This window comes from Bacillus sp. LQ16, assembly GCF_057784645.1.
Window position 1 is genome coordinate 2,698,546 of sequence record NZ_CM173491.1, and the last position, 16,646, is coordinate 2,715,191.

The following is a 16,646-nucleotide window of genomic DNA, read 5'->3' on the forward strand; positions in this document are numbered from 1 at the left end:
AATTTATTCGATATATTATGGGTATTGAATGATTACGTGAAGTGTATAGGTCGCTTATATAACACCTTATATTTTTATATCCGTGAAAACTACAAAGTGTATGAAAATCCATTTGTCAAATGAATTTAGTGCGGAAGGAGGTTTGTGGTTACTTCATAGGGTATAATAATCAGTTTTTTACTGATAAAAATATAGGAGGCGACATAATGTTTCGTACGATTTCAAATTTCATGAGAGTATCTGAGATAAGAAGGAAAATCCTTTTTACACTAGCGATGTTAATCGTTTTTCGAATTGGCACGTTTATTCCAGTTCCTCATACTAACGCAGAGGTATTAAAAGTACAAGATCAAGCTAACGTTCTAGGTATGTTAAACGTATTTGGCGGAGGAGCATTGCAACACTTCTCAATCTTTGCTGTAGGTATTACACCATATATTACAGCTTCCATCATAGTACAGTTACTACAAATGGATGTTATACCTAAATTTTCGGAATGGGCAAAGCAAGGAGAAATGGGCCGTAAGAAATCAGCTCAATTCACTCGATACTTTACAATCATTCTCGCATTCATACAGGCCATCGGAATGTCTTATGGCTTTAATAATATAGCAGGTGGACAATTAATAACAGATCAAAGCTGGACTACATACTTATTTATTGCGACAGTTTTAACTGCAGGTACTGCATTTTTACTTTGGTTAGGCGAACAAATTACCGCTAACGGAGTTGGTAATGGTATTTCGATGATTATCTTCGCAGGTCTTGTTGCCGCGATTCCAAATGTTGCAAATCAAATTTATTTACAACAATTCCAAAATGCTGGCGATCAGCTATTTATGCAAATAATAAAAATTGTTTTAATTGGACTCATAATTTTAGCGATAGTTGTTGGTGTTATTTACATTCAACAAGCTGTACGTAAAATACCGATCCAATATGCAAAAGCTGTTTCAGGAAACAATCAATATCAAGGAGCAAAAAACACTCATTTACCGCTTAAAGTAAATAGTGCTGGTGTTATACCAGTTATCTTTGCTTCTGCATTTTTAATGACGCCGCGTACAATTGCGCAGCTCTTCCCTGATTCAAGCGTATCAAAATGGTTAGTTGCAAATCTTGATTTCGCACATCCAATTGGAATGACACTTTATGTCGGTCTTATTGTTGCTTTCACATACTTCTACGCATTTATTCAAGTAAATCCTGAACAAATGGCTGAGAATTTGAAAAAGCAAAATGGATATGTTCCTGGTATTCGTCCTGGTAAAGCAACTGAACAATATGTAACTAAAATTTTATACCGTTTAACATTTATTGGTGCAATTTTCTTAGGTGTAATTTCTATATTACCGCTCGTATTCACGAAAATTGCTACGTTACCACCTTCTGCTCAAATTGGTGGTACAAGCTTACTTATCATTGTCGGTGTAGCACTAGAAACTATGAAGACGTTAGAAAGCCAGCTTGTAAAACGTCATTATAAAGGCTTTATTAAAAAAGTGAATTAATTATAAAAAACACACTATATTTTAAAGACATAGTGTGTTTTTTATTTTATATAAATATCGCCATTAATTCTCGATTTTAAAATCCTTATTATTGCGCATGTAAAATACCTTGAAGTACAACTTCTAATCCCCAGCGGAACCTTTCTTCTCCACCAGACAACATATCATCTTTTAAGCTTACAATCATCGGATACTTTACTACATCTAATGTTTCGTACGAAGCACGAATTGCGTCAAGTGTAGTTCCCTTTTCTTTACGTGCTGTTTGTTCAAAGGCGACTGAAGCAGCATATAACAGTAGAATATCTACTCCCCATGCTGATGATTTCGCATTTACTCCTCCTAGGTGTAATTGGTGCAAAATCTGTTCGGTAAGAGCTAACGAATTTGGTCCAATTGGAATTGTCATTAAAGCCAATTCTGCCATTCCAGGGGAATTGAACAAAATTCTGAAATATGAATATACAAGTTCAAATAATTCTTTTTTCCATGTTTCATTTTTGACATCTATTTCTTCAATCTTTCCTAGACCATAATCTAATACAAACGCTCTTAATTCATCAGCATTTTTAACATAAACATATAAAGAAGATGGTCCTGTATCTAGCACTTTTGCAATTTTTCTCATACTAAGACCTGATATTCCTTCAGACTCCAGGAGGTTATATGCGGTTTTCACAATGATTTCTTTACTCAATGGTTCTTTTGCTGGTCGCGAACGACGGCTATTCGTTGTATTTGTTTTCTCTTCCATAGTTCTCCTTAATTACATCCAGTTTTATTGTTGTCCATGAAGTTGATTCATAAGATTGTACATTTTAATAGCAGCATCTTCTGAAAAACAAATTTCAAGGTTATCATTTGAGATAGCAGCAGATTGTGAAGAATAATCGTACATTTTTCCTTCATAAGTTTTGATTGCTTCGTTCAAATCGTCATACTTTACAATAGCTAGTGCAAGTTCTGCTGCATCACGCATAGCTAGGTTCACACCTTCTCCAGCAAATGGAGACATTAAATGAGCAGCATCACCAATTAAAGTAACACCAGGTGTACTATTCCAAGTTAGCCCCACAGGTAACATATAAATTCGTCTAGGAAAAATTGCACCATCTGCACATCTAATATAATTTTTAAGAGTTTCATCCCAGTCCTCAAAATATTGTAGAAGTTGACTCTTTGCTTCTTCTACATTTTCAAATGGAATCCCACAATTATCAAGCCATTCTTTATTAGTTCTAAAACTTAAGTATACTCGAATACTGTCATCTCCATTTAACTGTGCCAAAATACCTTTTTGATCCGAAAGTGCAAAGACTTTACCACGTCGATTAAACTCCGCTATTCCCGGATGATTTTCCGTGACATTTTGCAAATTCAATTCAATCATACTAATTCCAGTATATTGCGGTGCCGAATCTGTGACAAGTTGGCGAATTTGTGAAAAAGCACCATCTGCCGCTACAACTAAATCCACAATATCTACATGTCCATTTTCAAAATGAAGTTTATGCATACCATTTTCTAGAGAAACGGCTTTTATTAAATTATATCCCCAATGTATACATTCTGAATCAACAGAGTTTAAAAGCAACTCACGCAAAGTACCACGATCAATTTCAGGACGATCTCCGCCAGCTGAATCTGCTTCTTCATCTAAATATATTTTTCCACTTTTATCAAATAAGCGAAAATCTTCTCCCTCATATCTAGCAAATTCATAAAATTTCTCTAACAATCCTGCTTCTTTTAGCGCTTCTTGACCAGAATCATGATGGATATCTAATGAACCTCCTTGTTGACGACTCATTGGGGATGTTTCTCTTTCATACACCACACTTTTTAAACCATGTTGTTGTAATATACGAGCTAATGTTAATCCTCCTGGTCCAGCGCCTATAATGGCAATTCTTTTTTTCGTATTTTTCGTTCTTTCCATCATTAATCACACCTTACATGTTTTTGAATTACTTGTTCTATTTATAACATAACGAACACTGTTCGTAAAGTACAGTGTTCGTTATTATCCAGGAAAATTACGGTAACGGCTCCAATAAGAAAAACATGCTACAAATTAGTAATAGCATGTTTTTTGTGTCATCTATTTATTTAAGTTCTCAAAACACTTCAGTCGTTTCTATTTAAAGCTCCTTCTTTAATAGCTTCCCTTGCTTAAAATAAGCTCCAATTGTTGTACGGTTTGCTAAAAATACACCTATCAAAATGAAACAAGCCCCCATTCCCATTGTAGGATTTAAGGGTTCTCCTAATACGATATACCCTACGATAATTGCTATTAATGGTGATACATACAACCACGTCGATGGAAATACTGGGTTTGTTTTTGATAAGAGCCAGTAATATAATCCGTGTCCACCGATCGATCCGATAAATATGAGATATAAAATAGGCCATTGTACACTCCATGAAGTTAATACAGTTACATTTGGTTGTTCTACAATAATAGATGCGATTAGTAGTAAAATCCCTCCATAAAACATTTGAATTCCGTTAATAAGAAATGGTGATACATTTGATAAATCTGAAAGTATTTCTTTTGAACGAATAGAGCCTATTCCGTAAAATAACTCTCCTATAACTAAAACAATACAAGCAATACTCCATATGAAACTTACTTGTTGATGCATTCCTGGTAAAGAAACAAATATAACACCTATTAGTGCAATAACTAAAGCAACGAGTTGTTCCTTTTGTAATTTCTCCCTATTCCTCTTTGCTTGTATTAATAAAATCATCATTGGTCCCGTAGCAGAAAGAACAGCAGCTAATCCCGAAGAAATATATTGTTCTGACCAATATAAACTTGCGAATGTCATAAATGTTAAACAAAATCCAGCATACATAATACGTTTTGAAAATATATGTGGCATAATTTCTTTTCGCTTTAATTTAAAAATAATCATAAGGATTATACCCGCTAAAAAGAAGCGAATTCCTGCTGAAAACAACGGTGGCGCCCCTGCTTCAATTCCAATTTTAATCGTTAAAAATGTTGTCCCGAAAATAATACATACTAAAATGTAATTAAAAATGACCATTTTACTTCCTCCTTTTTACTCTTAAAATGAGTATAGAGGCTATGGTGTATAACAGTGTATCGGTACATATAACAGTTACTTCAAGTTGTAGTTGATTCCCTATATATTTTTCGCTTTAATTAAATTAAAAAGAAAAATAGGTGAACCTATGAAGATTGTGTTGCGTAAAGAAACAAACATACCGTATTACAAGCAAATATATATGCAAATTGTTGACAGAATACAAAGTGGTATGCTTTCACATGGTGAATCTCTTCCTTCTTTACGTTGTATGGCCACAGATTTACAAATCAATGTATTAACAGTTCGTAAAGCGTATAAACAGTTAGAAACGAAAGGGTATATACGCATCGAACAAGGAAAAGGTGCTTACATATATAAACGGGTAAAGAAAGATTTCAAACCAATTCCGTATAAATGGCAACAAACGAAAACGATTAATGTTATGCGTTCTCAATATGCAATGAATAAGCACCTTAAATATTATAATTTTTCACAAGCAATTCTGTATCCTCGTCTGTTACCAAATCCATTTTTGGCAGATGAAATGCATAAATTGCTGGATAAAAATCCGATGTTGTTAGCAACTTATGGGCCAGTTCAAGGCGATTATGAATTGCGAGTTGAAATAGCAAATTACTTAAATGAACACCAGAAATTAGTGACGGACCCATCTCAATTATTAATTACAAGCGGAGCACAACAAGGAATTGATTTAATTGCTCAAACATTATTAAAACCTGGAGATACTGTATTAGTAGAAAGTCCGTGTTACAGTGCCGCGCTTGATGTTTTCATCAATAAAGGTGTTCAAATCATTCCTGTTTCTCTTGATAATCATGGAGTTTGCTCCGACTTAATTGATGATATTTGTCAAAGTAAAAATCCCGTTTTATTGTATACGAATCCGACCTTCCAAAACCCGACAGGTACAGTAATGAGTAAAGAACGAAGAATGGAACTTATAGAACTAGCGGAGCTATATCAATTTTTTATCATTGAAGATGATTCTTTCGGAGAAATATATTTTGAAGATGCTGTAGTACCACCTCCAATCAAAAGTTTTGATAAAGATGGCCACGTAATATATATAAAAGGATTTAGTAAAACGTTAGCACCAGGATTGCGTATTGCAGCACTTATTGCCGATGGCCCTATTTTTGAGTGGCTATATGCAGTGAAAGGTTCAATGGATATCGGTAGTCCTTTATTAACACAAAAGGCACTTCTACCGTTTTTACGTGCGGAACGTATGAAAAATCATTTAGAAAAATTACGAACAGCTTTACAAATGAGACGTGATTTAACAATTGATATATTATCGCCATTAAAAGAACTAAACTTTGAAATACCAAATGGCGGTTTTAATTTATGGGTGACACTGCCTGATTCGATAGATCCCTTTACCTTATTACAAAAAGCAAATGAAGTAGATGTCTCTTTTTTACCAGGAACAGCTTGTCTATTAAATTACGAAACAAATGATAACCAATTAAGAATTAGCTATTCAATGTTAAACGAGAAAGATATGGAAATTGGATTAGAGAAATTACACGATACAATACGAAACAGTATTTATTAGAAGTAATATCACAATAGCCAACAATAAATAATACCTGCAAATGAAAATGTATAGTATGGGATATTATTTATTGTTGAGCTTTTTCGTTATTCAAATCTAGTTACTCTATAAGCTGTAATCTTGATTATCATTCCACTTTAACTACAATCTTTCCTCTAACATGTTGTCCTTCACTCAAAATATGAGCTTCTCGAACTCCTGCTTCATTAAATGGCACCACTTTACTTATGATTGGTTTGATTTTCCCGTTTACAATTAAAGCTGATAATTCTTCTAATTGTTTTCCATTTGGTTTTAGCCATAAAAATCCTGATTTTATTCCTTCTACTTTTTGTAGTGGTTCATGAACAATGGAAACTAGAACACCACCAGGTTTAATAATTCGAAAACTTTTTTCTTGCACTTCGCCACCTATTGTATCTAACACAATATCAAAATCTGATACTAGTTCTTCAAATTTATCTTTTTTATAATCAATAACGAGATCCGCTCCTAAAGACTGTAAAAATTCTTTATTTTTTCTACTAGCAGTCGTTGCAACAAAAGCTCCAAATGATTTTGCGATTTGGATTGCCAAACTTCCAACGCCACCAGCTCCGGCATGAATGAATACACGGTCATTTTCTTTTATTTTTGCGTAATCTACAAGACTTTGCCACGCTGTAAGTCCTGCAAGAGGAATAGAAGCTGCTTCTTCGTAACTAATATTATTAGGCATATGTGATACTAAATCTAATTGTACTGCAATGAATTCAGCATAAGAGCCGCTTCCTATATTTTCAGGTTTCGTAAACACTTTATCTCCTATATTGAAACACTCTACATCTTCTCCAACTTCTTCAATAACTCCAGCTACATCTAATCCTAAAGTGATTGGAAATGAAAAGCGTAACTGTTCTTGTAAGTCACCTTTTCTTATTTTCCAATCAACTGGATTAACAGATGTTGCATGAATACGTATTAATACCTCATTATTCTTAACAACCGGTTTTAAAACTTGTCTTTCTTTTAATTCTTCAACACTGCCATATCGATCAATAACAATTGCTTTCATTTCCTCTCCTCCTTACTGTTTATTTTAATAACATACAATTATTTCTCAAAATTTTTTGCCTTGAATTACCATATACTTATTTTTGGGGGTAATTATGCATAAAGCATTATAAAGTAAAACTTTAATCATTCCTCACCAATCGGGCTCTTACTGCCCGGCAAATAGCGGGATGAATTTCAAAAAGAATCTTACACACATCTTAGAATTATTCAAAACTGTATTATTAATTAAATTCAAAAGAAATGGGGCTAACTTTATGAGTGAAAAGATATTTAAAATAAACGGTATTGATATATGTACAGAAAGCTTCGGTAACTCTAATGATCCCGCTATTTTATTAATTATGGGAGCTACTTGTTCAATGATATATTGGGATGAAGAATTTTGTGAACAGTTGGCGAACACAGGAAAATTTGTTATTCGCTTTGATAATCGCGATGTTGGACGCTCTGTTACATATGAACCTGGCACTTCAAATTATTCAGTAACAGATATGGCTGAAGATGTAATCGGGGTATTAGACGCTTATCATATTGATAAAGCCCATCTTTTTGGTATGTCATTAGGTGGTATGATTGCTCAAATTGCCGCTGTAAAACATCCCGAAAGAATTTTGACGCTAACTTTACTAGCGACTAGTGTAATAGGATCTGATAATAATACTCGCGATTTACCCCCAATGGATGAAAGGATTTTAACACATCATGTAAAGAGCGCAAGTATTGATTGGACAAATAAAAATGATGTGGCAGAGTATTTAGTTTCAGGATCTCGTCTATTATGTGGATCAGAACGAATATTTGATGAAAATAGAGTTTATACACAAGTAAAACAAGAAATAGAACGCGCAAACAATTTATTAAGTATGTTTAATCACGCTTTACTTCAAGGTGATGATGCATATGAAGGTGTACTTCACTCCATACAATCACCAACATTGGTTATTCATGGAACAGACGATACAGCACTCCCATTTGAACATGGCCTCGCACTAATTGATGAAATTCCAAGCTCAGTACTATTAACTCTTAAAGGGGCAGGTCATGAAAATCATCTAAATGATTGGGAAAGCATAATTACTGCGGTTTCTAAACATACATCTGAAATTTAGACAAACAAATAATTAACAGAAGGGGCACAAATTGTATTGTGCCCCCTTCCATTTACAAACAAAAACCCATCACTGTATTCGTATGTATAGTGATGGGACTTCTTATATTTTTCTATGTTTAAAAAAATGGACAATCTAATTGATCAACAGATTCCCATAATTTTTTTTTTGCATTTTCGGTGGATGTATTTGCTTCTAGTGTCATGTTTTTAAAAGGGTTTACTTCGACTTTTAATAAGGATGAAGGCTCCACATATAATGAGAAAACATGGCTGCTTGGTAAAGCTTTTGAAACGTCAATATCTCCTACTTGTTTAAATAATTGCTGCGCAGCAAAAAAGAAGAAATTAGTTGGATTTGATTGTTTATTCAGCCACGCAAGCATTTCAGGTGATACCGATTTATGAATATTGATTTTTACTCGATCACCACGTTTATATCGCCTAGATCGCATACTTCCACCAACTAACTTATCGTTAAGTTTGTAAATCCTAACTCTTTTTGCTTATGCTCTCTATATTTTGGCGAACAAGTATAAACTAATAATCCTCGTGCATTTGTAAATAACGGATTATCTACAAAGATTACATTTTTGAGTCGTCCTTTTTGCTTTAAAATCATTTTTAAACTGTTTTTAATAATTACTGCACCCCCGCCATAAATAAACACGTATGGATCGTCTTTCATATCATCAATTTTATTTATAATATCTGTTGCAACACGTGCTGCTAAACCTAATAGCGCTGGCTGTGATTCCTCAACTAATAAGGTATTTCTCGGATGCTTATCATTTAAATAAATTTGATTGAATTCTGTAATACTATCAATCGTCTTAGTTGGATACTTCCGGTTCCATCTCGTAATGATTTGTAGTAACGTCTCTTTTACACCATAAGATAAACCTTTACTTAGTTGCGGACGGAAATTTACCCCTAATGAAACGACTTCTTCTGTCGTCCCTGCACCAATATCAAAAGAGAGTAGAGTTTTATCTACAAAATCAATTTCAGAAACTTGATTTTGCTCACATTCTATTTTATGTTTCACAACATTTCCTTCTTCATCGTATACAATGCCCCACGTCCCAGAAGCACCCTCAGGCAGGCATTTACAATACTCAATTGAAACATTAATTGTCACATCGCGTCCGTTCGGATAATGGAAAATAACCTTATGATTTCCCATATAACGTTTTGCATTTTCAGCAGCTATTTCTTGTGTAATAAGCTGCATAGGAAGAGCGACAGATAAATCATATCGAATATTAATATGGCTAGAAGTTGGACTTTGACGCATAGCGCTTACCGCCAAACCTGATAGTATTGTAATAACCATTAACTCATCCGTTGACTTATTTGATTTCTTCTCTACCTCAGTACCTTTTAATTGATCTTGAATGACTTTTTCTCCAACGATGTATCGTACATTATTTAGCATTAACGATGGCGAACTTATAGTCACATCAATGTGGTTTTCTAATTCAGATAATGAAACATCTACCTCATCTAAGAGTCCTGTCGGCTCACCTATATATAAAGAATAAATACTCGGAATAAAAATAGGGTCTTGCCCTTTCACCATTAACTTCAAACCGTTGTTTCCTGCATCTGCACCAGCTTTTAAAAGTATAGACATAACTACCCCCTAAATTAATCTGACATCCCTTCCAAATATATGCGAGCCCATTCTTTTACATTCAAATGTATTGTAATTTTTTATTTATCATAAAACCAAAATATTGCATACTTACATATTATATGTAAAAAGTATTTGACATGATACTTTTCCAATTTTATACTTATATTTGTAAAGAGTTTTTTACAATCGAGGGGGGCAATTATTTATTGAATACTAAAAAAACTATTTTTATAATCATTGTTTTAGCATTAATTGCAATACTAGTACATGGCACATATAAATACATCACTGAAGGTTCTATTTTGGGTGGTACGATTTTTGCTATCTCGTTAATACTTAGTAATTTAATTAATCACATTACTTGGGGAGATCCCCACGGTGTATCAGAAGAAAGTCAAGATGAAATGGGCCAACAAATTACATATAAAAGCTTTAAAATTGCGTATTTTGTGCTTGTAGTTGTAATGTTCCTTTTATTAATCTTCTCCGAAGGATTTTCTATGGGGGCTAATTTAGATGGCGTTAAAAACCTCCCTCTGTTCATCGCAATTTGCTCTTCATTCTTTATTTATCCTATTGTCGAACTCATAGTTGCAAAACAATATAAGTAAAAAGATGAGGTTTTCTACATGTAGAAAACCTCATCTTTTTATATTTACATACTCTCTACAATTGCTTTTAATTTATTCACAGTCCGCCAATTCCTAACTGTAGCTGGTGTATGTAACTTCTGAAACTGGTTCATTAATTTAGAATTTCGAATGCTATATTTGAACAATAAATAAACGACCTTCTCATCTATATAGCAATCTTCAAGTTCACTTTTAAATGTAAGCAATTGACTACTCTCTTCTTCAGAAAGTTCATTAGCTAAAAAAGCAATATGAACACTTTCTCCTTCTAACAATGAATGAACTTCATACGGGCATTGTTTAATAATATTTATAAATTCATCATGTGTTCTTAGCATGACTGGAACATCGAAATCAAATTCTTTTTTTAGTTCAGATTGTATTCGGTCCTTTAGAAAGTTTATACCTTCCTCAGATTCGAACACGATATTACCACTTTGTATATATGTTTTCACTTGTTTTAACCCTATTGATTCAAACACTCGTTTTAAATCAGCCATTTTGATTACTTTATGGCCACCGACATTGATTCCTCTTAGTAATGCAATATAAAGTGTCATATTATCCCCCCCACAATAAAATGAACTTATCAATTGAATCGATTTTCCAACTCATATTTCTCGGATATTTGTTTTAATTCTTCTAACATATCATGAATAGATAATACCTCAAATAAAACAATAGATTCACTTAAAAAATGGTGATGATAATGATTTGGTTTAAAATCTTTTAAATCATTTTTATAACTCCAAAATTGCTTATCTAATTCAGCAATAAGTTTGAAATGTTCCTCATCAATTTCATTACAATGGTTTCTCAATATAGCAATTATAGAATGAATTGTTCGTTGTAATATTTCTCTTTCACTTTGTGACCAGTCACAAGTCTCAATTGATACCCGAGCTAAATTATCTATATGGTAAATGATTTGCTGTAATATATGAAGTTGCTTCTGCATCATTAAAAAGCTTCTCATTTCCTTCTTTGTATGTTGATGATATTTCCAATCTTTCTGCTCATATTGAACAAATTGTATCGCCTTATGCAATAATACAGTCAATTTAGATAAATCCTGAGCAGTCTCCTTTTTCATACCTTTTCCTGCAACTAATGCAGTAATCCATTCTTCCATAATATTTGCTGTTTTAGCGAATAGATCCTCTGTACATCCAAAAATCGTTTTCGTGTAGTGGGGTGGGAAAATGAAAAAATTCACTAAAGTAGATACAATAATACCAGTAGATGTAGTAGCTAAACGAATTAAAAATGCAGTAAAATAATGATCTGCCGTAATTGGAATCATAGCTACAGCAGTTAAAGTTGCGACTAAAGTTCCCGCGTGTAACCTTAGTTTTTGACATGTTACGATTGTAAACATTGCAGCTGATGCATAAGAAATTGCTTGGTGACCTAGGAAAAATGTGAAAGTCATGGCATATGCCGATCCAATTGTTGAGGCCGGAAAGCGAATAAGCCCTTTTTTTATTGAGTCTGTTGCAGTTGGTTCAATTGTAACAATTGCTGTTATTACAGCAAAAATAGTTGGAATGTTAAAAAATTCACAAACTAACACTGTAAGAAAAACTGCAATCCCAGTTTTAATCACTCTTCCCCCAACGATATTCCATTTTCTATCTTGATTCATTTTTTATATCCTTCATTTCTGTTTCATTTTATATACATATATTATATATTACTAAAATAAAAAAACCTACTACGTGAATATTCAAGAGTAAGTTTTCTATCTCATTATTTCATTATAGGTAAATGCATTATTATTTGTTGGCCAATTGGTCCCATTCTTCTAAAACCTTTATCCTCGAAGCCCACTTTTGCATATAAATTTTGTGCAGGAATATTTCTTTCATTCACAGCAAGTACAACTTCATTTTTTATTGGAAAATAGCGTTTTACAAACTCTTCTAATAATAACAATGACTTTTTAGCGAATCCTTTTCTTTGTCTATTGTGATTAATAGAAAATGACGTTAAAAGTAAAGCATCCTCATTATCTGTGAACTCCTTTACTCTATCTCCCGTTTCCAATGCGAAAAGACCCACCGGTACCCTATTGTAATCTAAAATAACAATCACATTTTTTGTACGATCACTTTTTGCTTTTTCCAGTAATGCGCTTGGATCTGCTGTAAACTGAACTTGTTCACTTGGTAAAGTAAATGTTTGTATAACTTCTTTATATTTCTCCTTATACGGAACTAATTGAATTTCCCCTGTGTGTATGTTCATGCTAAACTCTCCCATTTTTTAGCTTATTAACTTATACCTTGCTGTGCTTTTGAATGCACTCTTCCATCTAAAAAGGTAATTTCAACAAATGAATTTGGATCGTTTCCTTTCCAAGCAAAAATTTGTTTAATTTGTGTAGAATGTTCTACCCCTTCTTCTATAAGTAAATCCCCTTCAAAACCAATTAAATCTTTCACTTCTGTATAAGTCATTCCTTCATTTATGTTCGAGAAATGATTTATATTGATAGATTCTTTCTGTTGCCTTTCCATCACAGTAGAAGAAGTTGCTGTTTGATTTTTCGCTTCTTTTCTCTTTTCACACGCTGTCATACTGAAACCTAAGCATAAACTAAACAATATACATGCGCTTTTTTTCATCATAACAGTTGTCCCTCCCATCATAATTAAACCATATATTCCCTTAAAAATAAACTGAATATTTAATATTATACTTAAAAACCTCGCACAATTAAGTACGAGGCTAATTTCATTTATTCAAATGATTATTTGATTGATCATCCTGTTCTTTTCTTAACTCTTGTTCTTCATCTTTTGGTAATTGTTTATCATTATCTTTAATTGGATTCGTTTCTCGATTTTCAATCATATCATTTGGAACTTGTGGCATTACTCGTCCCACAATAGCCGCTAATTCATCTAGTATACCTTCACCTGTTTTTCCTTTTTTAATTTGCTTTCCGATTTGTTTGAGGCGTTCATACGTATCAACATCTGCTACAACGACTGCATTAGCACCGTCAGGGTCATTTTTTAAACTTTCTGCAACAGAATATTTAATTGATTCAACACGAGTTCGATCAAGTTTTGCTTTTACGTCTATACCTACAATAGCATATTTTCCAACAACGACCGCTGTCGCATCATTCACACCTGGCACACTTGCTGCTAAAGATGCTAAATGATCTGCCGCTTTTTCATTTGGCTTATTGGATTTATTCGTATAATTAACATTTTTCATTGAAACATTTTTTTGTTCCGGCTTTTCGTTTGGGTTTTCTTTTGTTCCAATACTGCATCCAGTTATAACGAAGCAAAGCATTAATATATATATTAGAGTTTTCATTATTTTCACCACTTCACTTTTAAGGTTTAATCATAAATTTTTTCAACAGCTTGCATTTTCTTTACCTTTTCCTCGGCCCCGCTATTAGCATTAATGAATATTTGGTACGTATCTTTTCCTAAAGTACCTACAAATTCATAGCAAAGTACTTCATTATGCAAATCATTAACTACTACAGCTTTACGTTCTTCCATTACTTTTACATCCGGATTGATTTTCTTTCTTGCTTCTGCTGCAGTTAGCTTTGCCGATGGAACTGTTCGTTTTTGATGTGACGCTAAATATTCTTTTGCGGAGAACCCTACGATAGAACCGTCATCTAAAGCAATTTTCATTTGGATTGCTTCTGGATAAATTCGTACTCCATTTTCATTTACTACATACGTAAATACACTAACATTATCATATTGTGAGCTATCATAAAGCTCCATATTATTAAACTTATGGTCCTTTAAAAATTTTAAACCTTTACTACCTGCATCGTTTAAACTAACTTTCTGTTCTTTAATTTCGCGGTTATTCATAACCCAAATTGGATATCCGCCTTTTCCGGTAATATCCATATAGAACTCATTGTTCGTTGCTTCATCTTTAATTTTCACACTATAGAAGGATTCTTTCGCACCTTTTCCACTTTTCTCTACATCTACTTTTTCATTTCCTTTTAAATTCAAAAACGATTTGGCAATTTTCGCCGCTTCATCTTTAGAAATTGCCTTTCCTTCCGCTTCAAATCCGCCTTTTTTATTTTTTTGCGCACTTGTAAAGGTCGGTCCGAAGTTTGTAGAAGAATATGATGTTACGTTTTTCTCTACAGTTTTCAATCCATCAATAATTGTGTTATCTGCTGGATCACGATTTGATGCAAGTGCCATTTCTACATCCATCCAGCGTAAATTATTTTTCAAAACAAGATGTTGTACTTTTCTTAGTTCATCTTGTATATTTCCTGCATTTGAATATAAAGTTTGTAGCGTTTTATATTCTTGCTCATTTAACGGCTCTTTTTCTAAATCACGAATGGCTGCACGGTAACTGAAATCACCGATATTCGCTAAAAATTCTTCCGTTTTATTAAATGGCATTAATGTTAAAGGAAGTTGTCCTACATCTGAGCGAGCTTCAGATGTTAAACGCCATACATCCGCTAATGCAGGTGATAAAGATGATCGTGAATTCATCGCAAGTGTTGTGCCAATTTTATCGTGTAATAAATCGACTTCGTATGCTAAATCATGGAATGCACGTTGATAGCTATTTTCCGCTCGAATTAAAACCGCATTTTTCTCTTGGTGCTCTTTATAGCCCCAATAGCCTGTTCCTACTACACCGACTGTTAATAATACAATGATAATACCTCGTAACATTGTCCCACCTCCGCTCTATTTACAGAAAATATGTTTACCGATTTTTTTAATTTGTGGACGAGTCCAAATCCATTTACTAGTCGCAGTATCTGGATTGAAATAATATAAAGCATTTCCTGTTGGATCCCATCCGTTAATCGCATCTAAAACTGCTTTTTTTGCTGTTTCATTTGGCGTTAAATATATTTGTCCATCGGCTACTGCTGTAAATGCTCTAGGCTCAAAGATTACACCTGAAACAGTATTTGGGAATGACGCACTTGTAACACGATTCAAAATAACGGCAGCTACCGCAACTTGTCCTAAATACGGTTCACCACGTGATTCTCCGTATACTGCGTTTGCCATAAGCTGAATATCATTTTGAGAATAACCGTTCGGAACATTTGTCCCTTTATTTTGAGGTGGTTTATTCTCTTGTGCAGTTCCGCCGCTATTTCCTTTATTCGTTGTTGTCCCTTTATTAGCAGTTGACTTGTCATACTTCGTTGCCTTCACGAGCATTTGCTTCGTTTTAGCTCCAGCTAAACCATCAACGGGTAATCCGAATTTCTCTTGAAAATTCCGAAGTGCCCAGTATGTACCCCATCCGAAAACACCATCCACTTTTCCCGTATAAAATCCGTTATATTTCAAACGAGATTGCAGTTCAATGACATCTTCGCCAGATGCTCCTCTTTGAATAACTTGATTAGAAAAAGCTTCTACATTCTTTAGTTGTATACTACTGACCATTAAAGACAGTCCTATGAACGCAAGTAAAACTGCTATTTTAAAAATAGCTTTTTGGCGCATAATTTTCCCTCCTTAATTACGGAAATGATTTCTTGGTTATGTTTTGTAAAAGCCTCGCTTTTATGTAAAGAAGACAAAAAAATCCAAACTAATATCGTTGAAAAAATATGTAAACAATATAAAAAAAGGATGAAAGGAGTTCATCATGAAGAAATCGTTAAAACGTGTCGCACTCGTCATTCTGTTCCTAACAACATGTTCAAATATATATACAGGCTCATCAATTGTTCATGCGCAGCCGCCGTATGCCAAATGGGGTAAACTTGCCGTAGAAAAGACGAAAGAACAATACCCAAAAGCAGAAATTATTGACTATCTTCATATAGGTAGAAAACCAAAAACAGTTCAAATAACTGTTGAAAAATTTAAATTGTGGTTACGTGAAGATGGAAAAGAATATGGTGTTTTTGTTGATGTAGAATTTGAAACGAAGACGGAGAAATTTATAAAGTTGTCGTTTCAGAAGACGAGTAGATAAAGTGAAACTTTAATCAGCCCTCACCAATCGGGCTGCCCGTTAATGCGGGATAAAATGAAACCCCACTGTTAAAAATGGAAACAGTG

General features: G+C 33.7%; 18 protein-coding genes. 5 read left to right on the forward strand and 13 right to left on the reverse strand.

Annotated features, from left to right (window positions below; translation table 11 throughout):
* Positions 1 to 206: 206 nt before the first annotated feature.
* Complete coding sequence (gene secY / locus AC3EMB_RS13465) at positions 207 to 1,511, forward strand: preprotein translocase subunit SecY (protein WP_488517045.1); 1,305 nt, start codon at positions 207 to 209, stop codon at positions 1,509 to 1,511.
* Positions 1,512 to 1,599: 88 nt separating this feature from the next.
* Here secY and AC3EMB_RS13470 read toward each other — a convergent pair whose 3' ends face one another.
* From AC3EMB_RS13470 to AC3EMB_RS13480, 3 genes are all read right to left on the reverse strand, one after another.
* Positions 1,600 to 2,265 carry a TetR/AcrR family transcriptional regulator gene (locus AC3EMB_RS13470; RefSeq protein WP_016081346.1) on the reverse strand — a complete coding sequence of 222 codons (666 nt, stop codon included), beginning with the start codon at positions 2,263 to 2,265 and terminating at the stop codon, positions 1,600 to 1,602.
* Positions 2,266 to 2,289: 24 nt separating this feature from the next.
* The gene (locus tag AC3EMB_RS13475; RefSeq protein ID WP_075718771.1) at positions 2,290 to 3,453 is read right to left on the reverse strand and encodes an FAD-dependent oxidoreductase; all 1,164 of its coding nucleotides are present in this window, start codon (positions 3,451 to 3,453) and stop codon (positions 2,290 to 2,292) included.
* Positions 3,454 to 3,652: 199 nt separating this feature from the next.
* Positions 3,653 to 4,570: a DMT family transporter gene (locus AC3EMB_RS13480; RefSeq protein ID WP_000234338.1), complete on the reverse strand. Its 918-nt coding sequence runs from the start codon at positions 4,568 to 4,570 to the stop codon at positions 3,653 to 3,655.
* Positions 4,571 to 4,718: 148 nt separating this feature from the next.
* Between AC3EMB_RS13480 and pdxR the strand changes: the two genes are divergently transcribed.
* Positions 4,719 to 6,152 carry a MocR-like pyridoxine biosynthesis transcription factor PdxR gene (gene pdxR / locus AC3EMB_RS13485; RefSeq protein ID WP_078400584.1) on the forward strand — a complete coding sequence of 478 codons (1,434 nt, stop codon included), beginning with the start codon at positions 4,719 to 4,721 and terminating at the stop codon, positions 6,150 to 6,152.
* Positions 6,153 to 6,279: 127 nt separating this feature from the next.
* On the opposite strand, the gene AC3EMB_RS13490 is transcribed toward pdxR, so the two are convergent.
* Positions 6,280 to 7,206, reverse strand: a complete 927-nt coding sequence (locus AC3EMB_RS13490; RefSeq protein ID WP_000644577.1) for an NADP-dependent oxidoreductase — start codon at positions 7,204 to 7,206, stop codon at positions 6,280 to 6,282.
* Between the two features lie 256 nt (positions 7,207 to 7,462).
* Between AC3EMB_RS13490 and mleBCA the strand changes: the two genes are divergently transcribed.
* Positions 7,463 to 8,317 carry a BCA family alpha/beta fold macrolide esterase gene (gene mleBCA, locus AC3EMB_RS13495; protein ID WP_488517046.1) on the forward strand — a complete coding sequence of 285 codons (855 nt, stop codon included), beginning with the start codon at positions 7,463 to 7,465 and terminating at the stop codon, positions 8,315 to 8,317.
* Between the two features lie 118 nt (positions 8,318 to 8,435).
* Here mleBCA and AC3EMB_RS13500 read toward each other — a convergent pair whose 3' ends face one another.
* Positions 8,436 to 8,771, reverse strand: coding sequence for a hypothetical protein (locus AC3EMB_RS13500; RefSeq protein WP_001257761.1), 336 nt, complete (start codon positions 8,769 to 8,771; stop codon positions 8,436 to 8,438).
* Between the two features lie 11 nt (positions 8,772 to 8,782).
* Positions 8,783 to 9,952 (reverse strand): ParM/StbA family protein, encoded by a 1,170-nt coding sequence (locus AC3EMB_RS13505; RefSeq protein WP_000025622.1) that lies wholly within the window; start codon positions 9,950 to 9,952, stop codon positions 8,783 to 8,785.
* Between the two features lie 209 nt (positions 9,953 to 10,161).
* Here AC3EMB_RS13505 and AC3EMB_RS13510 point away from each other — a divergent pair, with 209 nt between their 5' ends.
* Positions 10,162 to 10,566: a hypothetical protein gene (locus tag AC3EMB_RS13510; protein WP_001093141.1), complete on the forward strand. Its 405-nt coding sequence runs from the start codon at positions 10,162 to 10,164 to the stop codon at positions 10,564 to 10,566.
* Between the two features lie 44 nt (positions 10,567 to 10,610).
* On the opposite strand, the gene AC3EMB_RS13515 is transcribed toward AC3EMB_RS13510, so the two are convergent.
* The 7 genes from AC3EMB_RS13515 to sleB all read right to left on the reverse strand — a co-directional run bounded on the left by AC3EMB_RS13515 (position 10,611) and on the right by sleB (position 16,082).
* Positions 10,611 to 11,147: a DUF1697 domain-containing protein gene (locus AC3EMB_RS13515; protein WP_075718761.1), complete on the reverse strand. Its 537-nt coding sequence runs from the start codon at positions 11,145 to 11,147 to the stop codon at positions 10,611 to 10,613.
* A gap of 29 nt (positions 11,148 to 11,176) precedes the next feature.
* Positions 11,177 to 12,232, reverse strand: a complete 1,056-nt coding sequence (locus AC3EMB_RS13520; RefSeq protein WP_488517047.1) for an aromatic acid exporter family protein — start codon at positions 12,230 to 12,232, stop codon at positions 11,177 to 11,179.
* Positions 12,233 to 12,336: 104 nt separating this feature from the next.
* The gene (locus tag AC3EMB_RS13525) at positions 12,337 to 12,849 is read right to left on the reverse strand and encodes a GNAT family N-acetyltransferase (RefSeq protein WP_141435877.1); all 513 of its coding nucleotides are present in this window, start codon (positions 12,847 to 12,849) and stop codon (positions 12,337 to 12,339) included.
* Between the two features lie 11 nt (positions 12,850 to 12,860).
* Positions 12,861 to 13,217, reverse strand: coding sequence for a hypothetical protein (locus AC3EMB_RS13530; protein WP_075718757.1), 357 nt, complete (start codon positions 13,215 to 13,217; stop codon positions 12,861 to 12,863).
* A 106-nt stretch (positions 13,218 to 13,323) separates the two neighbouring features.
* The gene (locus AC3EMB_RS13535) at positions 13,324 to 13,920 is read right to left on the reverse strand and encodes a YhcN/YlaJ family sporulation lipoprotein (RefSeq protein WP_000854060.1); all 597 of its coding nucleotides are present in this window, start codon (positions 13,918 to 13,920) and stop codon (positions 13,324 to 13,326) included.
* A 26-nt stretch (positions 13,921 to 13,946) separates the two neighbouring features.
* Positions 13,947 to 15,287 (reverse strand): germination protein YpeB, encoded by a 1,341-nt coding sequence (ypeB, locus tag AC3EMB_RS13540; protein ID WP_488517048.1) that lies wholly within the window; start codon positions 15,285 to 15,287, stop codon positions 13,947 to 13,949.
* Between the two features lie 15 nt (positions 15,288 to 15,302).
* Complete coding sequence (gene sleB / locus AC3EMB_RS13545; protein ID WP_001249053.1) at positions 15,303 to 16,082, reverse strand: spore cortex-lytic enzyme; 780 nt, start codon at positions 16,080 to 16,082, stop codon at positions 15,303 to 15,305.
* Positions 16,083 to 16,227: 145 nt separating this feature from the next.
* Here sleB and AC3EMB_RS13550 point away from each other — a divergent pair, with 145 nt between their 5' ends.
* The gene (locus AC3EMB_RS13550; protein WP_000749154.1) at positions 16,228 to 16,560 is read left to right on the forward strand and encodes a DUF3889 domain-containing protein; all 333 of its coding nucleotides are present in this window, start codon (positions 16,228 to 16,230) and stop codon (positions 16,558 to 16,560) included.
* The last annotated feature ends 86 nt before the right edge of the window (positions 16,561 to 16,646 follow it).